The organism is Pelagovum sp. HNIBRBA483 (genome assembly GCF_040931995.1).
GTDB lineage: Bacteria > Pseudomonadota > Alphaproteobacteria > Rhodobacterales > Rhodobacteraceae > JAEPMR01.
On record NZ_CP162412.1, the window covers coordinates 2,857,549 to 2,877,308 of the forward strand.

Sequence of the window (19,760 nt, forward strand, 5' to 3'; positions counted from 1 at the left end):
ATAATACATATCAACAGGAACAATCAGATGACAGACACAACTTCCTACAGTGACCCGAACGTCACGCCACCGATGGCACAAGCCGTGCCACTCGGCTTGCAACATGTGCTCGCGATGTTCGCTTCCAACGTGACCCCATCGGTCATCGTTGCGGGCGCGGCAGGCCTCGCCTTTGGCGGTGCCGAACAGATCTACCTGATCCAGATGGCAATGCTCTTCGCCGGTATCGCGACCCTCTTCCAAACGGTTGGCTTCGGCCCCGTCGGCGCACGGCTCCCGATCATGCAAGGCACCAGCTTCGCCTTCGTCGGCGTTCTGGCAGGTGTCGCCGCCACCCAAGGCCTCTCCGTCGCGCTGACCGCCTGCGTCATCGGCGGCCTCTTCCACTTCAGCCTCGGCACGGTCATCCAGCGCATCCGCTGGCTGTTCCCACCGCTGGTCACTGGCCTCGTCATTCTCTCCATCGGCCTCTACCTGATGCCGACCGCGATCAAATACGCGGCAGGCGGCGCTGCCGATTTCCAAATGGCGGCCGAAAGCTTCGGCTCTCTCAAGCATTGGTCCGTCGCGCTGGTGGTGGTGATCGTTTCCCTGTTGTGCAAATTCTGGGGCAAGGGAACCGTGTCAAACGCCGCCATTTTGATCGGTCTGGTCGCGGGCTATATCCTCGCGCTGGTCATGGGCATGGTGAACTTTTCCAGTATCGGCAATGCTTCTTGGATCACCGGCCTTCAGGTATTTCCCTATGGCTTCGAGTTCAGCCTCGGCGCTGTCATCGCGGTGTCTTTGGTGTCCATCGTCTCCGCGATTGAAACCGTCGGCGATGCCTCGGCAACAACCAAAGCCGGTGCTGGCCGTGAGGCAACAGATGACGAGATTTCCGGCGCCACCTTCGCAGATGGTCTTGGCACGGCTGTCGCCGGTGTCTTCGGCGGCCTACCCAACACCTCCTTCAGCCAGAACGTCGGTATCGTCGGCATGACCGGCGTAATGAGCCGCCATGTCGTCACCATCGCTGGCCTCATCATGATCGCTTGCGGACTTATCCCGAAAATCGGCGCGGTGATCGGTTCGATGCCATTGCCGGTGCTCGGTGGCGGCGTGATCGTCATGTTCGGCATGGTTGCCTCCGCAGGCCTCAATGTCCTGACCGAGATCAAGATGAACCGTCGCAACATGATCATCATCGCCCTTTCCTTGACCGTTGGCCTCGGCCTCAACCTCGTGCCGAGCGCGGTCCAGTACCTGCCCGGCGTGGTGAAGGTGCTCGCCACCTCCGCCGTTGCGCCCACCGCGCTGATGGCCGTGGTGCTCAATCTGGTTTTGCCGGAAGAGGACTAATCACCCCAAAGACCGCGCGGCTCACTCTGGGCCGCGCCCTTCACCCGCCCTCTTTGGGGGCGGGTTTTTTTGTGTGCAGCACCCGTTAATCAGCCATTAACTTTCTGCGCCGCAGCTTAACGATTTCTGCGGAGCGATATGCATTGGTTGTGCATCAGTTGTGTATGGATTGTGCGCCCCTTTTCGCGACAGAATTGCCGCAGCGCGGCATCAGACAAAAAGAAACCCCGGACGAGCTCCTCCCTCTCGTCCGGGGCTTACGGCTGGAGCCGTGATCGGCGATCAACAGCCGGAACCCTGTCCACGGGGCGCACCCCGTTTTGTTGGTTCAGAACTTGTTGTCCAATTATGCGATTCGTTCAAGATTTTTAATCATTTGAGGAAAGAAAGCGCCACTTCCTTGGGCGTTTCCTGAACATCACCTGCCAAGGTGCGCCCAGTTTACCCTACGTTGAGCAAATCTCACTACACTCGCCCCTTCTCTCCACAGTGCGGAAGGCGCAAAATGACGGCAAAATCCCCAGCAAGAACTCCCTCAATCCGGCCCTCCCGCCCCTCATCCCCGCAAAAGGCCCGATTTCATGCATACGCATTAACCTTTTTAGTCACTTAAGGCGCTTCGAGAATGGCAAATTGCAGGACGTTGATGGCAACAAAAGGGCTTGAACCCCCTCCGCAAACTGACAGTCAAAAATTGGTCTGCCGCCTATTTAACACCTGCAAGTCATCAGTGGATCGCGCGATAGCCCTCGCTCATCTCACTACTTGAACTCACCAATGAAACAGGCACCACAGCAGGCACTTCGGTCACCGTATCATCAATATCATCTACAACCTGACTGGGAGCACTGACCGTAAACTGATCGACACGTTCCCTAAGCGCCGCGCCCGTATTGGTCAGCGCCGTCGCCGTTGACGAAAGCCCGTCCGCATCCTCGGCCACAATCCGTGCAGCCCTGCTCAAATCGTTGATCGACGTATTGATCAAATCAACCCCACGGGACTGCTCCTCACTCGACAACGAAATGTCCGTCACCAAATGCTTGAGCCGTTCAACCCCGCTGGTGATGGCATCAAATGTTTCGCGTGTTCGCCCCGCGACACCGACACCTGATGTCACTTTAAGCGAGCTATCAGAAATAAGGTCAGCAGTTTCGCTCGCGGCCTTTGCAGAACGCGCGGCAAGATTTCGGACTTCGGATGCAACCACAGCAAAGCCGCGCCCGTGTTGCCCCGCCCGCGCGGCCTCAACAGCCGCATTGAGCGCCAGAAGATTGGTCTGAAATGCAATTTCATCTATCGCTCTGATAATACTACCGATTTTTTCAGATGCGGCTTGAATATCTCTCATTGAGGTGAACATTTCCTCCACCTGCGCCTTGCCCTGGTCAATCAATACGACGTTCTCGGCAACAGCATCAGCTGCTTGCTTCGCAGAGGTTGCATTGGCCCGCACTTGGGTCGCCGTCTGTTCGACAGAGCTGGAAAGCTCAACAACTGCCGAGGACTGCTCCTCCGCCGAGTTGGCTGCACGGATAGAAGACGCCGATAACCGCGACGCAGCATCCGACAATGTCTTTGTCTCCTCGGTTATGGAGGCAAAAGAGTCCTCAAGCACGGCCAGCAAACGATCCAGCGCTGCCGCCGACGCACCGACCTCGTCCTTGCCATCAAACCCAATCCTCTCCCGCAAATCCCCAGTGTCGGCCAGCCTCACCAGCCGCGCTGTCATGATCCCAAGCGGCTTCGTGATCCCCCGCGCGAACCAATATCCAAGAGCACTCACCACAAGGATCGTCAGCGCCACAGCAATGATGATGATGATCCCAAGCCGTGATGCATCTCGCATCAACTCCCTGTAGTCAGCTTGCAGCACCAGCCCGTACCGAACACTGGCATTTTCGAAAGAGTCGGTCGCCACCAAGGCAGATCGACCAGTTTCAGCATTCTCGCGCACGCCCACAGTGGCGTCGCTTTCAAGCGCAAAGGCCGTCAGGTCCAACCCGAGCGCGGCACTTTCGTCGGCGCCCATCTGATCATTCACAAAGACCACATCGCCATCATCCCCAATAACGGCTGCGCCGACAGGTACGCCAAGGCCTAGTTCCTGCGACATAATTTGTGCATAGGGCTCGATCGGAATTTGTAACGCAATGACGCCGTTGGAACGGCCATCGGCGTTGAGCAAAGGCACCGCAACAAAACTGGCCTGCTGATTGTTCAACGCCGCATAGGGACGAAATGGCGTATGAGCAACAACAGTTTCAAGCAGCGCTTCACCAGAAAGGTCGGACGCTTCGACCACGTCAGCGGCTTCAAGCGCCATTCGCACCGCTTGGGCCAAATCCGTGTCGCGCCATTGACCCTCAAAAGCGTTGGTGCCGTAATCGTCACGCTTGCCCCACGAATACACCACATCGCCTTTGTTATTGATCAGATAGAGATCCGCATAACCTCGGACGCTCACCATCGAGTCGAAGAACGGATGCCACTTGGCATGCGCATCGGCGTAAGGGGTGGTATCCGCCACCTCAAAAGGAAGGTGCCTTTCCCCGTCGGGATGCGGATTGTCGTCAACGTATTTTGTACGGATATAAGCGTTAGGATCACCTTTGGTGAATTTGAGCCCCGTCATCGCCATATTGAACTCGGACACCGCGCTATTGATGCCGAAATCAAGCGCGAGCAATTTCCCATCCTGCTTGAACCGCTCCTCCAAAAGGTACAATTCATGCGATAGCAGCGCGGTGGTTGATTGCAGCCGATCCTGCGCGCTCCGCTCAATCGTCGTTACCATCGTCGAATAGGCAAGCATACCGATCGCGATCGAAGCCACACTTGCGAGGATTACAAAACTTGCAGGCAACTTTTTCGAGATGGCGATGTTCTTAAGCATATTCGGCACCCAATGGCTCTAATCCTATGAACAGGATGACGCCTCATGAACGCTCGGCTTTAGCTACTTCTTTGTGAAATTTTTGTAACAACAAAAGTCTGCACCCGCGCGCGGAGTGCTCGAAAAAGCATAGTTTTTTGGGAAAGTGGTAGCGGAGGAGGGACTTGAACCCCCGACACGCGGATTATGATTCCGCTGCTCTAACCAACTGAGCTACTCCGCCACAGGCGAGGCTTCGATTAAGTAACTTGCCGCCCGAGGTCAAGCGCTCAATTGATAAAAATGTGCAGCAGAAGGCCCACCCTCAATGCCCCGGCAGGAAACCAGCGCCCGCGCGCTCCAGAAGCCGCGCAGCAAGCGTTCTGCCCATGTCCGCACCCTCGGCAATTGGCCCACGAATTTCGTCTGCCAGCGCCTCCGATCCGTCCACCCGCAGGATTTCACCACGCAGCCAAAGCGTATCGCCCTCAAGGATCGCAAGCCCTGCAATCGGCGTCTCGCAGGAGCCATCCAGCGCCGCGAGAAAAGCCCGCTCCGCCGCCAGCCGCTGCGCGGTCGGCAAATCGTGAATCGCCGCCAGTATCGCCTCGGCGCGGGCATCGTCCTGCCGCCGCTCGATCCCGATCGCCCCTTGCGCGATGGCCGGTAACATCGCCTCCGGCGCAACGGCCACATGCGGTACGCTGTCCGCCATGCCCAGCCGGCGCAAGCCCGCCATGGCAAGAAAGGTCGCGTCCGCCACACCGTCTTGCAATTTCTTCAACCGCGTCTGCACATTGCCGCGAAACTCCACCACGGACAAATCGCCGCGCCGGTTCAGCAACTGCGCTTTGCGCCGCAGGCTCGACGTACCGATCACCGCCGCCGCAGCCATCTCCTCCAGCGGCTTGCGCGCCAGCGACACAAACGCATCCCGCACATCCTCGCGCGGCAAGTAGGTGTCCAGCACCAAGCCCTCAGGCTGCTCGACCGGCATGTCTTTCATCGAATGGACCGCAATATCAATGCGCCCATCCAGCATGGCCTCTTCGATCTCTTTAGTGAAAAGGCCTTTGTTTCCAATCTCTTTCAGCGGTCTGTCCGCATCAATCATCGAACGGTCATCGCCGGTGGTCTTGATCACAACGATCTCAAAACACGCCTCCACCAGATCGAATGCCGCCATCAACCGGCGGCGAGTCTCATGGGCCTGCGCCAATGCCAGCGGCGAACCGCGTGTGCCAATGCGAAGGGGGGAGTCGGGGGAGGGAAGTTCAATGTACATGCGCCGGTTCTAGTCCCGCATCCGCGAACTGACAACTGCCTTGACAACCCTCACCACAGTTGGAACGAACGACCCGACAACAGGAGCAAGCATGGCACAGCAAAAGAAAATCCTTCGCGCCCTCGCAGGTGAGACACTGCCCACCCCGCCGATCTGGATGATGCGGCAGGCGGGCCGTTACCTGCCCGAGTACCGCGCCACCCGTGCCGAGGCCGGAGACTTCCTATCGCTGTGCTACAACTCCGATCTCGCAGCCGAAGTGACCCTTCAACCGATCCGCCGTTACGGCTTTGACGCGGCAATCCTCTTTGCCGATATTCTCCTGCTTCCCGAGGCACTTGGCGTGGACCTATGGTTCGTCACCGGCGAAGGCCCGCGCATGTCCACCACGACAACGACCACCGAGCTGGCAGCACTGAAACCCGCAGATGCGATCCATGACCATCTCGCGCCAGTTTACGAAACCGTACGCATCCTGTCCCGCGAGCTGCCCAGCGAGACAACGCTCATCGGCTTCGCAGGCGCCCCGTGGACGGTAGCCACCTACATGATCGCCGGTCGCGGCACGCCCGATCAAGCGCCCGCACATTTGCTAAAGTCCGAATCCCGCGATGTGTTTACCGGCATCATCGACCGCCTGACCGACGCGACGATCGAATACCTTTCCGCCCAAGTCTCCGCCGGCGCCGAGGTCATCAAGATCTTCGACAGCTGGGCCGGTTCCTTGCAAGGGCAGGACTTTGACGACTTCTCCCTTGCCCCGATGCAGCGGATCACCAGCGCGCTAAAGTCTCGCCATCCCGGCATTCCGGTCATCGCCTTCCCGCGCGGCGCAGGCACCCGCTACATTGGCGCACATGCCGCCACCGGCGCGGATTGCATCGCCCTTGACGATGGCGTCAGCCCCGAATGGGCCGCCGAGAACGTGCAGCCCAGCGGTTGCGTTCAGGGCAACCTTAAGAGCAGCCACATGGTGACAGGCGGCGATGATCTCGTCTGCGAAACCCGCCGCATCGTCGACGCATTTTCCAAGGGGCCGCATATCTTCAACCTCGGCCATGGCATCACGCCGGATGCCGACCCCGAAAATGTTCAGTTGATGATCGACACGATCCGCAATTCCTAAACCTGCGTCTTCCACGCAAACCATAGGGCAACGCCCGCCAGCGCCAGCGCCAAGGCACGCCTGATGAAACGGCTCCGCTTTTCATCCTCCAGCAATCGCCGCGCTTGCGCAGAGAGCGTGACAATCGCAGCATGGATGCCCGTCGCGGCGGCCACATAGGTGAGCGATAGGATGAGCGTCTGCCCCGCGACAGAGCCGCTCGGCACGGTAAAGCCGGGCAACACCGCGATATAGAAAACCGCCGCTTTCGGATTTAGCAGGTTGGTGATCAACCCGCGCCGGAAGAAGAGCCGCAGGCTCGATCCCAGCGGCGCGTGTTCGACCTCCTCGGAGGCATCCCGCCACGCACCATAGGCCAGCCACAACAAGTAAAAGACCCCCGCCCAGCGCAAAATCTGATAGAGCGCCGGAGAGTTATTTATAACCGTGGTCAGCCCTGCCGCAGCCAATAGCCCTACAATCGCCAATCCCAGCGCAACACCAGCGGTCGCCGCATATCCCACGCGACGTCCTTGGCTTGCACCAACGATGGCGAGATAGACCATGTTCGGCCCCGGCGTCAGCTCGATCAGGATCGAACTGAGCAGGAAGAGCCACCAGTTCTGGGCAAAGCCCTCTGCCAGAGCCATCACACCCATTTCGCCATTGGCGGCAGGCTCATCAGCACGGCATTGGCATCGTGACCAGTGGCAAGGCCAAACTTGGTTCCACGGTCATAGACCAGATTATATTCGGCATAGAGCCCGCGATGCACCAACTGGGCGTCCTTGTCCGCTTCGGTCCACGGTGTATCGCGCCGCTTTTCTGTAACGGGCAGGAAGGCCGGAAGGAACGCACGGCCAATATCCTGCGTCAGCGCAAAATCCGCCGCCCAGTCACCCGTGCAATAATCATCCATGAAGATGCCGCCTACGCCGCGCGCACGCCCCCGATGCGGGACAAAGAAATACTCGTCAGCCCAAGCCTTCAGCTTAGGGTAATGGTCCTCGCCATGCGGATCGAGGAATTGCTTCTGAACCCCGTGAAAATGCGCGGTGTCCTCGTCATATTCGATACACGGATTGAGGTCTGAGCCACCACCAAACCACCATGCATGCGGGGTCCAGAACATGCGTGTATTCATATGAACCGCTGGCGTATGGGGGTTCTGCATATGCGCCACGAGCGATATGCCAGACGCCCAGAACCGCGGATCATCTTCCATACCTGGAACGCCGCGCGCTGCCATTGCTTTCTGGGCGGCATCTCCCAACTGGCCATAGACGGTGGAGACGTTCACCCCCACCTTCTCGAACACGCGCCCACCCCGCATGACAGACATCAAGCCGCCACCGGCGTCACCGCCATCTGCTGCCGCGCGTTTGGTTTCCGTCACCTCGAAACGCCCGGCAGGCTGCTCCGCAAAGGGTCCGCTGGTCTGACTGTCCTCAAGCGTTACGAACGCATTTACGATCTCGTCCCGCAGGCTGCGGAACCACGCCGATGCCATTGATTTTTCTTTTTCGAACAGCTCGCCCATCACACGCGCAATCCTCTGTTATTGCCTAGCAATCTCTCCTATCATCCTTTGGTGCCATCGACCACATGACCTGATCGGAGTTTCTTATGCGTCCAGTTGTCGCCCTTCTCATTCCACTGGCTTTGTCGGCCTGTATGACCCAGCAAGAAATCTGCATCTATGACGCACAGCAAGAGACAAAGGTGCTCGACTCCCTGATCCAAGAGACACGCGCCAACCTGGCCCGTGGCTATGCGCTCAGCACCGAGCAGGTCGTCCGCACGGTCGAGAAAGAATGCGTCGTCCCCGATGGCGCAGGCGGAATGATCACCGATACATGCAGCGAGGTTGAGGTGTTCGAAGAAACAAAGCCCGTCGCTATTGATCTCGACGCCGAAGCAGCAAAGCTTGCAAGTCTAGAGCGCCGCCAGATGCAGCAGCGTTCTGAGCTTTCAGGCGCCATCGACCGCTGCCGCGCGCTCTACCCCGAAGAGGCTTCCTAATGCGCTGCGACGGCGACTGGATCAATCAGGGTACGGCCGCCGTCAACCGTAATGACCTGCCCTGTCACAAAGCCCGAGGCATCCGACGCCAGATATTGCACCGCATCTGACACTTCGTTGGGATTAGCAATTCTATGCAGCGGCGTGTGATCGAGGATTTTTTCGCGGAAATCATCGTTTTCCTTCAGTACATCCTTCAGGCTCGCGCTCATAACACTCCCGAATGAAACCGCATTGACGCGAATACCTTTCGGCGCAAGTGCGACTGCCATCGAGCGGGTCATCTGCTCCAAGGCTGCCGTACTGATCGAATATGCAAGCAGATCAGGATGCGCCCGCCGCGCTGCGATGGAGGAAAGGTTAATGATCGAGCCAGCCGCCCTGAAATGTCCCTCGTCATCCGGCTCAGCCTGCTTGATCATACGCCGCGCCGCCGCTTGCGTCAGACGCAGCGCGGTCATCAGGTTCTGCTCCAGCATTACGGAAACCGACTCGTCATCGGGGCTAAGCGGGTCAGACTGCATCACCTGACGGGCAGCATTCACCAAGATGTCAACGCGCTCAAAGGCATCTACAGTGGTTGAGAAAAGATTGGCGATCGTCAGCTTCTTTCTGAGATCCCCTGCGAACATGCGCACTTGCCCCTCTTCGCGCGCTTTCTCGCCAATTTCGCGGTCCAGCTGGCCCTCGTCCATATCTGCAAAGACGACGTTTGCACCCTGCTCCACGAAATGACGGCCAATCGCCAAGCCGACACCGTTTGCCGCCCCCGTCACAATAGCTGTCTTACCGGCAATCGAAAATGACATACCCTGCCTCTCCCTCGTTTAGGCGCGGCCACCCTTAGGGCGATGTGCATACAGCACTTTGAACCCCGAGTCGCCTGCCAGCTCCTCCACTTTCGCGAAGGTTTCCGCGAGTACAGCTTCATAAGGCAAATGACGGTTCGCGACCATCCAAAGATGCCCCCCCGCCACAAGTGACTGAGAAGCCGCTGCGATAAACCCCTGCCCAAGTGCAACATCAGCGCGCTTCCCGGCATGAAACGGGGGGTTCATCACGACCGCATCATAGCTCCGCTTTGGCAAGTCACGCGGGGCATCAGCCCAATGAAACACCGCGCGCGGATCGGTGATGTTCAATTTCGCGCATTCCAGCGAAAGCTGCTCCGCCTCCCAGAGATCAAGGTTTTGAACGCCCTCATGCTGAAGGATCTGGTGCGACAAATATCCCCATCCAGCGCCCAGATCGGCAATCCGCGCCGGCAACTTCTCCGGCAGCGCCTTCGCCAGCAGAACCGACCCCCGATCAACTGCCGTTTCCGAGAATACGCCCGCCTGCGTGTAAAATCCTTCTGGCCCCTGTACCGGCCCACGCGACGCCCAGTCGTCAAAACGGCGGCTACCCTCCATGACGAAAAGCCGCCCATGAGCTTTTGTCACAGAGGCAATATCACCCACGCGCTTGCGGCATTCCTTGAAGAGCGAGTCGATCCCGTGGTCCTTGGACCCATCGACAAAAACAAGCTCCGCTTTCTTCATCGCGTCGGCAATCAGCGCACGCGCAAGGCTCTTGCTCTTTGGCACCGCGACAATTGCCAGCGCCACTTCATGGCATGTGTCCGCCACCGCCATGCCCTGTTCCGTCCACGCATTCATATACGGGCGAAAGCCGTGAACAATCGTCACATCTCGCCCCTCCAAAACCGAAATATCGTAGTCCAGTTCAGGACGAAAAACCGCAACGGGGCCATCGCCACCTTGGTCAAGACCTTCAAGAAGAGCGGTGGCTAGTCTGCTTTTGGACATTTCAATCAGGAAAGCGGCAGGCCGCGATCATTCCTTTTCCAGCGTGCATTGCAGCGGATGTTGATGACGCTGCGAAAAGTCCATCACTTGCGCCACTTTCGTCTCCGCCACCTCATGCGAGAACACGCCAACAACCGCAACACCCTTTTTATGCACGGTCAACATCACCTCAAACGCCTGCGCATGGCTCAAGCCAAAGAAACGCTCCAAAACATGGACCACGAACTCCATCGGTGTGAAGTCATCGTTCAGGATCAGAACCTTGTACATTGGCGGGCGCTTGGTCTTCGAGCGCGTCTCAAGCTTGACGCCGAAATCCGCGTCATCATCCCGATCTGCCATCATTTTGAAATCTACCAGCATCATGCCTTTGACTTTTGTGGTTACGCACCCCGTTGGGCCGTATATATAAGTGTTCGAAACCTCAAGAAAAGAGCAGAGTCACGGATCAAGCTATGATCGAAAAGTGGACAATTGGTTTCGATGCGGACGACACCCTCTGGCATAACGAACGTTTCTTTCAAATATCCCAAGCGCGCTTTGCCGAAATGCTCAGCGATTGGGTGCCGGCTGAACACTTGGCCGAGCGCCTTCTCGCCGCCGAACGCCGGAATTTGGGGCGCTATGGCTTTGGCATCAAGGGCTTCACCCTGTCGATGATCGAAACGGCAATCGAAGTTACGGACGCCCGCCTTCCTGCCAGCGTCATCTCCGATCTCCTCGAAGTCGGTCGGGAGCTCCTTGCCCACCCAATCGAGCTTTTGCCGGGCGTTGAAGAGACGATCAAAGCCCTTGCATCAAAGGCGCAGCTAGTGCTCATCACCAAGGGCGATCTTTTGGATCAAGAGCGCAAACTGGCCCAATCGGGCCTCGGAGATTATTTCGATGCAGTCGAAATCGTAAGCCACAAGACCGTTGAAACCTATCAAAAGATTTTCGCGAACCATGGTCGCGCGCGGGTCGCGATGGTCGGAAATTCACTGAAATCGGACATTATTCCTGCACTCGAAACGGGCGCTTGGGCCATTCATGTGCCGCATGATCTGACATGGGAACTGGAATATGCCGCAAAACCGGCCAACCACCCGAAATTTCACGAACTTTCCAAAATAGCCGAGTTGCCCGCCCTGCTGCGCCGGATTGATGACGATCACAGCCAAGAGTCGTGACGCAGAAGTAACAAATCATCCACCGGTTGATATTCGAGCAACGAACTGAATCACAAAGGAAATTGTCTATTTTCGTATGGCATTTTCCGTGCTAGCCTCCTCACAAATTAAAAGGCGCCAAAAAAATTGGTGCCGTGAGGCAGATAGAGGGCACGACGTGAGCAGTCGTCCATCCACGCAAGCCCGTTTAGGGCTTTTGATTGCTGTTGCATGGCTTTTTTGGGCTGTGGGTTTCGGCATTGCTGTCGCGGCACCTTATGCTGCGCTGGTTATGGATGCACGCACAGGCGAAGTCTTGCACTCACGCAATGCAGATACCCGCCTGCACCCGGCCTCGTTGACCAAAATGATGACGCTTTACGTCGCCTTCCAAGCCGTTGAGCGCGGTGAGATCGGGCTGGATACCGAAGTCACGATCACCCGCGCCGCTGCCAATGAACCACCTTCCAAGCTCGGCCTCCGTGCGGGTCAGAAAATCCGCTTCCGCTACCTGTTGCGCGCCGCTGCCGTAAAATCAGCGAATGATGCCGCCACTGCGATCGGTATTGCGCTCGAAGGCTCCGAGGAAGCTTTTGCCCGCCGGATGAACCGGATGGCCCAAGCCATGGGCATGACCAACACCACCTTCAGAAACGCTCACGGCCTGACTGAAACAGGACACCTCTCCACCGCGCGGGACATGACCCTTCTCGGGCGTCATGTGATCTACGACTTCCCCGAATACTACAATCTCTTCTCGCGCCAGTCGGCCGATGCAGGCATCGCCACCGTCCGCCATACCAACCGACGCTTCCTGCAAAGCTACCGTGGCGCGGACGGGATCAAGACAGGCTACACTGTCGCCGCAGGTTTCAATCTCACGGCTTCGGCCGTGCGCGGCAACGTTCGGATCATCGCCACGATGTTCGGCGGCTCGTCAACATCAGCTCGCAACGCCCGCGTGGCAGAGCTTCTGGACATGGGCTTCGCCCGCGCACCCAGCAATGCACCCCTGCGCTTACCAGCCAAGCCCGATATCGGCAGCGCAGGCGGGGCTCTTCTTGTTAGCGAAGGTGAACCCATTCCCGAGCGCGCCGGTAAAGTCGTTGCTCAAACAGGCCTTGTCAGCAGCACCATCCTGCCCCGCGCAAGGCCAACGCCAAATGACAGCGTACCGGAGATCGATGGAACGCTGATTGCCTCGGCAATCGAAGAAGCGATTACCGTAGATGTTGGCGAACTCGAAGTCCCAGCCGAACCACAACCCGACCCGATTGAATTGATTGCCAACGCGATCACCGAGGAGCCAGACCTCGGCCCGCCGGAGCTTGTGACACGCATTTCCACATCTGGTGGCCGCCTTTGGGGCATTAATGTCGGAAGATTCAACACCCGCTACGAAGCTGAGCGTGTCCTTTTGCAAGTTGCATTGAACGAAACAGCCACGCTCGACGGGGCGCTCCGGCGCGTCACACAAGGTGCGCGGGGCTTCGATGCAAACTTCGTCGGCATGAGCCGAGATACCGCCGAGCTTGCATGCCGCAGGCTACAAGCTGTGGGAACGCAATGCTTCATGATCGGTACGGGCGACTAGGCAACGGATTACCCTTGCTCCGAACGCCGTTCAAAAGCCGCTGCCATCAACGCGCGTGTATACTCCGACGCAGGTGTCTCAAAAACATCCTCTGCCGTGCCATCCTCCACAACATCCCCATTGCGCATCACGATGACCCGATGCGCCAATGCGCGCACGACCTTAAGGTCATGGCTGATGGAGATATAAGCAAGCTTATGTTTGCGCTGCAGATCACGCAGCAAATTCACGATCTGCACCTGAACCGTCATATCAAGCGCAGAAGTCGGTTCGTCCAAAACCAACAGCTTCGGGCGCAGGATCATCGCACGCGCAATCGCGATCCTCTGGCGTTGACCGCCTGAAAATTCATGCGGATACCGATCCATAAGTGCCGGATCGAGGCCAACCTCCTTCATCATTTCAGCGACCAATGCTCGCGGCGATTGTCCTGCATCCACCCGATGGACGGTCAAGCCCTCGGCAATGATTTCAGCAACCGTCATCCGCGGGCTCAAGCTCCCGAAGGGATCTTGGAATACGATCTGCAACTCTTTCCGGAGCGGACGCATTTGCCGTTGGTTCATCGCGCCTATTTCCCGCCCGAGCACGACGATACGGCCCTCTGCTCCGATCAATCGCGTCATCGCCAGCGCCAGCGTCGTCTTGCCGGAGCCGCTTTCACCGACGATTCCGATCGTTTCGCCCTCACGGACTTTCAGGCTCGCGTCATTCACAGCTTTGACGTAGCCCACCGTTCTCTTCAGCAGCCCTCCGCGTATCGGGAACCAGATACGGACATGTTCCGCCTCTGCAACCACGCCCGCATTGGCCTCAACCGGCACCGGCACGCCAACAGCCTCCGCCGATAACAGCATTTTTGTATAGGCATGCTGCGGGTTGGCGAATACCTCTACCGTGGGTCCGCTTTCGACAATTTCACCATCCTTCATGACGCACACACGATCCGCGAATTTCCGGACGATGGTCAGATCATGCGTGATGAACAGCATCGACATCTTTTCGGTGCGCTTGATCTCGGCAAGAAGATCGAGAATTTGCGCCTGAATGGTCACATCGAGCGCTGTGGTCGGCTCATCCGCCACCAACAAGTTCGGTCCGTTTGCAAGCGCCATTGCGATCATCACCCGCTGGCGCTGCCCGCCTGAAAGCTGGTGCGGATAAGCTGTCAAACGGCTCTCAGCATCTTGAATGCCAACCCGCTCCAAAAGATCAATGATACGCGCACGCACTTTTGGGCCGCTAATACCTTGATGCAGTTCTATGGATTCCCGCAGCTGCTTCTCCAAGGTATGCAACGGGTTGAGCGAGGTCATCGGTTCCTGAAAAATAAAGCTGATGTCGTTTCCACGAACGCCAAGCAGTTCCCTTTCGGAGGCACCGATCATCTCTTTCCCGCCATAGCGGACAGAGCCGCTCACTGCCGCACTATCGCCCAACAGCTGCACGATCGACAGCGCCGTCACGGACTTCCCCGAACCGCTTTCCCCAACAAGCGCCAGCGTTTCTCCCTCTGCCATCTCGAAGGACACGCCCCGCACAGCATGGGTGCTTTCGCCGTCCTGATTGAACCTGACATGCAGGTTCTCGATGCTGAGCATTGGAGACGTCATTCCGCGTCATCCTCCCGAGCGACCTGCGCGCCGGTGAAGGTCTTGCGCGGATCAAAGGCATCCCGCACCCCCTCAAAGATGAACACCAACAACGACAGCATGATCGCAAAGGTGAAGAAGGCCGTAAATCCAAGCCAGGGCGCTTGCAGGTTTTGCTTGGCTTGCAAGGTAAGCTCTCCAAGTGACGGCGCGGAGGACGGCAAACCAAAGCCCAGAAAGTCGAGGCTTGCGAGCGAGCCAATCGCCCCTGTTACTAGGAACGGCATAATGGTCACGGTCGCTACCATGGCGTTAGGCAACACATGCCGGAACATGATGACCCGATCTGACACCCCAAGAGCACGCGCCGCGCGCACATATTCAAAGTTTCGCGCCCTGAGGAACTCGGCCCGCACCACGCCAACAAGCGCGGGCCAGCCGAAGATCACCGTCAACGCAACAAGGAGCCAGAAACTTCGCCCTAAGATCGCAAAAACGATGATGATCACATAAAGCGACGGTATCCCTGTCCATATCTCGATAAATCGTTGGAACGTGAGGTCGGTCCAGCCACCAAAATAGCCCTGAACAGCGCCAGCAATAATGCCAACAAGTGACGACAGGCTGACAACAAGCAAAGCGAAGAAGACCGAAAGCCGGAACCCATAAATCACCCGCGCGAGAACATCGCGCTTTGTATCATCGGTGCCGAGGAGATTGTACTGATCCGGCGCAGATGGCGCGACGCCGGGGCGGTCGACAATCGTGTTATAGGAATAGGGTATCGGCGGCCAAATGATCCACCCTTTCTGGTACCCGTCAGCAACCAGTTCATCCGCTTCTGATGCAGCCATCAGATCTTCCGGTTCGTAGAAACAGTCCTCCAAACCACCCGTCACGATCAGGCACTGGACCTCTGCGTCCTTATAAATGGCCTCCGTCCGGAAATCGCCACCAAAGTCGGCCTCCGAATAAAAGGAAACAATAGGGCTGCGCAATTCACCTCGATAGTTGACGAGCAGCGGCCGGTCATTTGCAATGAACTCGGCAAATAGACTGACGAAAAACAGCGCCGAGAAAATGCACAGCGACCAGAACGCCCGCTGGTTGCGGTGGAAATTCCGCCAACGCCTTTGATTCAGTGGGGAAAGCATCGGCCGTTTCATCCACGGGCCTCAAAATCTATGCGCGGGTCAATGAACATATAGGTCAGGTCGGTCACTATCGAGATCAGCAACCCGATAAGCGAGAATGCAAAGAGCGTCCCGAAAACCACCGGATAATCCCGCGCCAGCGCCGCCTCGTACCCCAGCCGCCCAAGACCATCGAGGCTGAAGAGCGTCTCAATGATCACGCTTCCACCGAAGAACACCCCGATGAAGAGCGCCGGAAAGCCGGAAATCACGATAAGCATCGCGTTGCGGAATACATGCCCGTAGAGCACACGCCGCTCGGTCAAGCCCTTGGCCCTTGCGGTCATGACATATTGCTTCTTGATCTCGTCGAGGAAGGAGTTCTTCGTCAAAAGGGTCAGCGTAGCGAAGCCGGAAATCGACGAGGCGAAAACAGGCAGCGCAATATGCCAGAAATAATCCAGCACCTTGCCAACGAGAGACAGCGTTTCCCAGTCATCACTGGTCAACCCTCGCAGCGGGAATATCCGCCAGTATGAACCTCCCGCGAACAGTACGATCAGCAAAATCGCGAAGAGAAAGCCCGGGATAGCATACCCCACGATAATCGCGCCGCTGGTCCATGTATCGAACCGGCTACCATCACGCACCGCTTTGCGTATCCCCAAGGGAATCGAAACAAGATACGCAATCAATGTAGACCAAAGCCCCAACGTGATCGAAACGGGCATTTTTTCGAACACCAGCTCCACCACGGATTTCGACTGGAACCAACTCTCCCCAAAATCGAAGCGGATGTAGTCCCACATCATCAACAGGAACCGTTCGACCGGCGGCTTGTCAAAGCCGAACTCCCGCTCCAGTTCCTCGATGAACTCCTCCGGCAACCCCCGCGCTCCAACATAGCGCGATGAAGAACTCTCGCTGCGCGGCTCTTCCAGCTCTATGTCTTCCCGCCCGCCGGCGATCGTCTCGAAGACGTCACCACGGCCTTCCATTCGGGCGATCATCTGCTCGATTGGTCCGCCCGGGACGAATTGGGTCAGAGAAAAATTGAGGATCATGATCCCCAGCAATGTGGGGATCACGAGCAGCAATCTACGGAGGATGTAGGCGCCCATCGCGGCGTCGCTCTCCCTTGTTTACCGTAGTGCACCTTCCGCACGCAGCGCCTCGGCCTTGTCGGCATTGAACCACCAGAAGTCCAAGTGGCCCAGCGCATAGGGCGGAAGTTCGGCAGGATGTTCGAACATGTCGTAGTAGGCGACCCAATGCTTGCCAAGATACCAGACAGGCACCACGAACACCTCGCGCCGCATGATCCGGTCAATCGCGCGGACCGCCGCTGCCATTTCGTCATAAGTTTCAGCATTGGTCACATAGTCGATCAACGCATCGACCGCTTCGGATGAATACCCCGCCGGATTGAATGCGTCGCCAAGCCCGCTTGATCCAAAGCGCTGATGCAAGCCGCTGCCCTCTTCAAGCCCAACGCTGTAGCCGCCAAAGATCATATCGAAATCGAACTGGTAGTAGCGCTCAGTATATTGTGCAGGGTCAATCCGGTTATAGGTCGCGTCAACGCCGAGCCGCTTCAGGTTATCAACATAAGGGTTGAGGATGCGGTCAAAGGTAGGGGAATACATGATGAATTCCACCTCGAGCGCTTGCCCGTCCTTACGGCGAATACCGTCATCGCCCGCGATCCAACCAGCCTCATCCAGCAGTTCCGACGCCAAGCGCAGATTGCCCCGATCCAACTGCCGCTCACCAGAGCTATGCGGCATCACGGCGGGTTCTGTGAAAACCTCCGGCTCCACCAAATCCCGAACGGTTTCCAGCAGCTCAAGTTCGCGCCCTTCGGGCAGCCCCTCCGCTGCAAGCTTGCTGCCTTGCCAGAAGCTTTCCCGCTGCTGGAAGAGCCCATACTGAAGCGTCTCGTTCGTCCATGTGAAGTTGTACATCAGCGCCAACGCCTGACGTACACGCCGGTCTTGCAAGTATTCGCGGCGCAGGTTGAAGATGAACCCCGTCGCAGACGGCAAGCTGCCGTCTTCCAGAGTTTCCTGTACAACCCAGCCGTTTTCCAAGGCGGGGAACTCGTAGCCTGTTGCCCAATTGAGCGAGGAATTTTCCTGACGGAAAGTAAACTCACCAGCTTTGAACGCCTCGAATGCTGCCGTGGTATCGGCGAAATATTCGACCCTGATCGTATCGAAGTTTTCACGCCCGCGATTGATCGGCAAATCCTTGCCCCAGTAGTCGGGATTGCGGGTATATACGATCCGACGGTTCACCTCATAGCTGTCCAACATGTAAGCGCCCGAACCGGGGGCGATATCAAACCGCGCCTCATCCAGCCGCGCGCCGGTTTCTTCATACCATGCTTGCGGGAAAACGATGCTGGCACCCGCCTGATCAATACGGCCCGACTCGGCGGCATCTTCTTGGAAGGTGAACTTCACGCGGTGATCATCCAGCGCTTCCACACCGGCAATAATCTGGCTCACGCCATCCTTGAACGACGGAAGCCCCTGCTCCATGAACAGGTTATGGGTGAAAACCACATCATGCGCTGTGAGCGGTGAGCCATCCGAGAACGCCGCTTCAGGCCGCAAGTTGAAAATGACCCAGCTTTCATCCTCAGGGTATTCGATGGTCGAACAAAGCAGGCAGTAGGAGGAGCCTACCTCGTCAGCAACACCAGTCATCAGGCGTTCATAGCCAATTGACGCAAGCGATCCTGCCGTCCCTTTGGTCACATATGGATTCATCGTGTCAAAGGTGCCCTGCGCCCAAATGGAAATTTCGCCTCCCTTCGGGGCATCGGGGTTCACATAATCCAGGTGGGTGAAATCAGGCCCGTACTTCAACTCGCCGTAGCTGGAGTAGCCGTGGCTTTCGACGATCGGCACATGGCTCTCTGCCAAAAGAGACGATGCCCAGAGCGCACCTGCAGCAAGGACGCCCGCACCGAGCACCCAGTATCCTAACTTGTTTGTTTCGGCGGCTTTGGCTTTTGCCTGACTGCGAGGTCCTCGATTCTGTGCCATCGTTGAATACTCCCGTCGGTTTTGTGCGTTTAGCGTTGGATGTAAGCTAAAGACGGGACAGATAAAGAGGCAAGCCGAGATTAGCATCTCGGACTGTAAACAAACTGTTATTCAGCATTTTGGGTGCAAAAAACAAAAGAGCCGCCCAGTTGGACGGCTCTTGGTGCATAATTTTCGATACCTTAGCCGTCTAGGCTAGCCAGATATGCGATCAGCGCTGCGCGATCTTCGGCACTGCGCATGCCGCTGTAGCCCATCGCTGTTCCGGGGGCATAACCCTTCGGGTTTTCTAAGAAGGCGTCAAGGTTTTCAGGCGTCCATGTCTCAGCCACAGCAACCAGTGCGCCCGAGTAGTTATAGCCGTCCACCGCGCCAACTGCGCGATCAACAACGCCATGCAGATAGGGGCCAGTTCCGTTCTTGCCAGCTTCATTGGAATGGCACGAACGACAGTTGCGCCACAACTTTTCACCATCCGCAGCAGAGGCCATCGCATATAGCTCTGCAAATTCTGGGCCTTCTTCAACCACCTCGGCCGCAGCGCCGTCATCCTCGACAGGGATCACATAGGCCTGCTCTGCCTCTCCGTGGCCACCGCCACCCGAATGATAAATCGTCTCCGCGGCCCAGCCGCCCATCAGAAAGATCAGCAGCGCACCGCAGAAGCCGCCAATGATCTTGGTCATGGTCATTGTGTCGAACATGTCGCGTTCCATTCCGTTCGAAGTTTCGCGGTTATGTATCCGGTTCCGGTCAGGTCTTGCAAGCAGTACTACCGCGACTTATTGCCCATTTTGTACTTAT

Annotated in this window: 17 protein-coding genes and 1 tRNA gene; 5 read left to right on the plus strand and 13 right to left on the minus strand. The window is 57.4% G+C overall.

Annotated elements, in window-relative coordinates:
- Positions 1-27: 27 nt before the first annotated feature.
- Entirely contained in the window at positions 28-1,341 is a 1,314-nt protein-coding gene (locus tag AB1E42_RS14020; RefSeq protein ID WP_368344857.1) for a uracil-xanthine permease family protein, read from the plus strand.
- A gap of 727 nt (positions 1,342-2,068) precedes the next feature.
- Here the strand turns inward: AB1E42_RS14020 and AB1E42_RS14025 are convergent.
- From AB1E42_RS14025 to hemC, 3 genes are all read right to left on the minus strand, one after another.
- Entirely contained in the window at positions 2,069-4,237 is a 2,169-nt protein-coding gene (locus AB1E42_RS14025) for a methyl-accepting chemotaxis protein (protein WP_368344858.1), read from the minus strand.
- Between the two features lie 146 nt (positions 4,238-4,383).
- Positions 4,384-4,460: transfer RNA gene (locus AB1E42_RS14030), tRNA-Met, on the minus strand.
- Between the two features lie 81 nt (positions 4,461-4,541).
- On the minus strand, positions 4,542-5,501 hold the full coding sequence (gene hemC, locus AB1E42_RS14035; RefSeq protein WP_368344859.1) for a hydroxymethylbilane synthase: 960 nt from the start codon (positions 5,499-5,501) through the stop codon (positions 4,542-4,544).
- A 91-nt stretch (positions 5,502-5,592) separates the two neighbouring features.
- Here hemC and hemE point away from each other — a divergent pair, with 91 nt between their 5' ends.
- Positions 5,593-6,627, plus strand: a complete 1,035-nt coding sequence (hemE, locus tag AB1E42_RS14040) for a uroporphyrinogen decarboxylase (RefSeq protein WP_368344860.1) — start codon at positions 5,593-5,595, stop codon at positions 6,625-6,627.
- Here the strand turns inward: hemE and AB1E42_RS14045 are convergent.
- Together AB1E42_RS14045 and hemF are read right to left on the minus strand one after the other, a co-directional pair.
- On the minus strand, positions 6,624-7,256 hold the full coding sequence (locus AB1E42_RS14045) for a LysE family translocator (RefSeq protein ID WP_368344861.1): 633 nt from the start codon (positions 7,254-7,256) through the stop codon (positions 6,624-6,626). The two genes, hemE and AB1E42_RS14045, sit on opposite strands and share 4 nt — an antisense overlap.
- Complete coding sequence (gene hemF, locus AB1E42_RS14050) at positions 7,256-8,146, minus strand: oxygen-dependent coproporphyrinogen oxidase (RefSeq protein ID WP_368344862.1); 891 nt, start codon at positions 8,144-8,146, stop codon at positions 7,256-7,258. Before hemF ends, AB1E42_RS14045 begins: the two co-directional genes overlap by 1 nt.
- Positions 8,147-8,232: 86 nt before the next feature.
- Here hemF and AB1E42_RS14055 point away from each other — a divergent pair, with 86 nt between their 5' ends.
- Positions 8,233-8,628, plus strand: a complete 396-nt coding sequence (locus AB1E42_RS14055) for a hypothetical protein (protein WP_368344863.1) — start codon at positions 8,233-8,235, stop codon at positions 8,626-8,628.
- Here AB1E42_RS14055 and AB1E42_RS14060 read toward each other — a convergent pair.
- The 3 genes from AB1E42_RS14060 to clpS are packed head-to-tail and all read right to left on the minus strand — an operon-like array spanning position 8,625 to position 10,799.
- Positions 8,625-9,437 carry an SDR family NAD(P)-dependent oxidoreductase gene (locus tag AB1E42_RS14060; RefSeq protein ID WP_368344864.1) on the minus strand — a complete coding sequence of 271 codons (813 nt, stop codon included), beginning with the start codon at positions 9,435-9,437 and terminating at the stop codon, positions 8,625-8,627. The two genes, AB1E42_RS14055 and AB1E42_RS14060, sit on opposite strands and share 4 nt — an antisense overlap.
- Before the next feature lie 18 nt (positions 9,438-9,455).
- Complete coding sequence (locus AB1E42_RS14065; RefSeq protein WP_368344865.1) at positions 9,456-10,436, minus strand: class I SAM-dependent methyltransferase; 981 nt, start codon at positions 10,434-10,436, stop codon at positions 9,456-9,458.
- Between the two features lie 27 nt (positions 10,437-10,463).
- The gene (gene clpS / locus AB1E42_RS14070) at positions 10,464-10,799 is read right to left on the minus strand and encodes an ATP-dependent Clp protease adapter ClpS (RefSeq protein WP_368346438.1); all 336 of its coding nucleotides are present in this window, start codon (positions 10,797-10,799) and stop codon (positions 10,464-10,466) included.
- Positions 10,800-10,891: 92 nt separating this feature from the next.
- Between clpS and AB1E42_RS14075 the strand changes: the two genes are divergently transcribed.
- The gene (locus AB1E42_RS14075) at positions 10,892-11,605 is read left to right on the plus strand and encodes an HAD family hydrolase (RefSeq protein WP_368344866.1); all 714 of its coding nucleotides are present in this window, start codon (positions 10,892-10,894) and stop codon (positions 11,603-11,605) included.
- Positions 11,606-11,876: 271 nt separating this feature from the next.
- Positions 11,877-13,178 (plus strand): D-alanyl-D-alanine carboxypeptidase family protein, encoded by a 1,302-nt coding sequence (locus AB1E42_RS14080; RefSeq protein ID WP_368346439.1) that lies wholly within the window; start codon positions 11,877-11,879, stop codon positions 13,176-13,178.
- Positions 13,179-13,186: 8 nt separating this feature from the next.
- Here AB1E42_RS14080 and AB1E42_RS14085 read toward each other — a convergent pair whose 3' ends face one another.
- The 5 genes from AB1E42_RS14085 to AB1E42_RS14105 form a co-directional block, all read right to left on the minus strand.
- The gene (locus tag AB1E42_RS14085) at positions 13,187-14,791 is read right to left on the minus strand and encodes an ABC transporter ATP-binding protein (RefSeq protein ID WP_368344867.1); all 1,605 of its coding nucleotides are present in this window, start codon (positions 14,789-14,791) and stop codon (positions 13,187-13,189) included.
- Positions 14,788-15,936, minus strand: a complete 1,149-nt coding sequence (locus AB1E42_RS14090) for an ABC transporter permease (protein WP_368344868.1) — start codon at positions 15,934-15,936, stop codon at positions 14,788-14,790. Before AB1E42_RS14090 ends, AB1E42_RS14085 begins: the two co-directional genes overlap by 4 nt.
- On the minus strand, positions 15,933-17,024 hold the full coding sequence (locus AB1E42_RS14095) for a microcin C ABC transporter permease YejB (protein WP_368344869.1): 1,092 nt from the start codon (positions 17,022-17,024) through the stop codon (positions 15,933-15,935). The genes AB1E42_RS14090 and AB1E42_RS14095 overlap by 4 nt, the downstream gene beginning before the upstream one ends.
- A 21-nt stretch (positions 17,025-17,045) precedes the next feature.
- Positions 17,046-18,956: an extracellular solute-binding protein gene (locus tag AB1E42_RS14100; protein WP_368344870.1), complete on the minus strand. Its 1,911-nt coding sequence runs from the start codon at positions 18,954-18,956 to the stop codon at positions 17,046-17,048.
- 182 nt (positions 18,957-19,138) lie between these two features.
- A complete protein-coding gene (locus tag AB1E42_RS14105) occupies positions 19,139-19,660 on the minus strand; it encodes a cytochrome c family protein (RefSeq protein ID WP_368344871.1) in 522 nt (173 codons plus the stop codon).
- Positions 19,661-19,760 lie beyond the last annotated feature (100 nt).

Excerpts from the sequence above, each read along its gene's own strand:
- AB1E42_RS14020 (WP_368344857.1), top strand. The coding sequence starts at position 28 with ATGACAGACACAACTTCCTACAGTGACCCGAACGTCACGCCACCGATG.
- AB1E42_RS14025 (WP_368344858.1), bottom strand. The coding sequence starts at position 4,237 with ATGCTTAAGAACATCGCCATCTCGAAAAAGTTGCCTGCAAGTTTTGTA.
- hemC (WP_368344859.1), bottom strand. The coding sequence starts at position 5,501 with ATGTACATTGAACTTCCCTCCCCCGACTCCCCCCTTCGCATTGGCACA.
- hemE (WP_368344860.1), top strand. The coding sequence starts at position 5,593 with ATGGCACAGCAAAAGAAAATCCTTCGCGCCCTCGCAGGTGAGACACTG.
- AB1E42_RS14045 (WP_368344861.1), bottom strand. The coding sequence starts at position 7,256 with ATGGCTCTGGCAGAGGGCTTTGCCCAGAACTGGTGGCTCTTCCTGCTC.
- hemF (WP_368344862.1), bottom strand. The coding sequence starts at position 8,146 with ATGGGCGAGCTGTTCGAAAAAGAAAAATCAATGGCATCGGCGTGGTTC.
- AB1E42_RS14055 (WP_368344863.1), top strand. The coding sequence starts at position 8,233 with ATGCGTCCAGTTGTCGCCCTTCTCATTCCACTGGCTTTGTCGGCCTGT.
- AB1E42_RS14060 (WP_368344864.1), bottom strand. The coding sequence starts at position 9,437 with ATGTCATTTTCGATTGCCGGTAAGACAGCTATTGTGACGGGGGCGGCA.
- AB1E42_RS14065 (WP_368344865.1), bottom strand. The coding sequence starts at position 10,436 with ATGTCCAAAAGCAGACTAGCCACCGCTCTTCTTGAAGGTCTTGACCAA.
- clpS (WP_368346438.1), bottom strand. The coding sequence starts at position 10,799 with ATGCTGGTAGATTTCAAAATGATGGCAGATCGGGATGATGACGCGGAT.
- AB1E42_RS14075 (WP_368344866.1), top strand. The coding sequence starts at position 10,892 with ATGATCGAAAAGTGGACAATTGGTTTCGATGCGGACGACACCCTCTGG.
- AB1E42_RS14080 (WP_368346439.1), top strand. The coding sequence starts at position 11,877 with ATGGATGCACGCACAGGCGAAGTCTTGCACTCACGCAATGCAGATACC.
- AB1E42_RS14085 (WP_368344867.1), bottom strand. The coding sequence starts at position 14,791 with ATGACGTCTCCAATGCTCAGCATCGAGAACCTGCATGTCAGGTTCAAT.
- AB1E42_RS14090 (WP_368344868.1), bottom strand. The coding sequence starts at position 15,936 with ATGAAACGGCCGATGCTTTCCCCACTGAATCAAAGGCGTTGGCGGAAT.
- AB1E42_RS14095 (WP_368344869.1), bottom strand. The coding sequence starts at position 17,024 with ATGGGCGCCTACATCCTCCGTAGATTGCTGCTCGTGATCCCCACATTG.
- AB1E42_RS14100 (WP_368344870.1), bottom strand. The coding sequence starts at position 18,956 with ATGGCACAGAATCGAGGACCTCGCAGTCAGGCAAAAGCCAAAGCCGCC.
- AB1E42_RS14105 (WP_368344871.1), bottom strand. The coding sequence starts at position 19,660 with ATGTTCGACACAATGACCATGACCAAGATCATTGGCGGCTTCTGCGGT.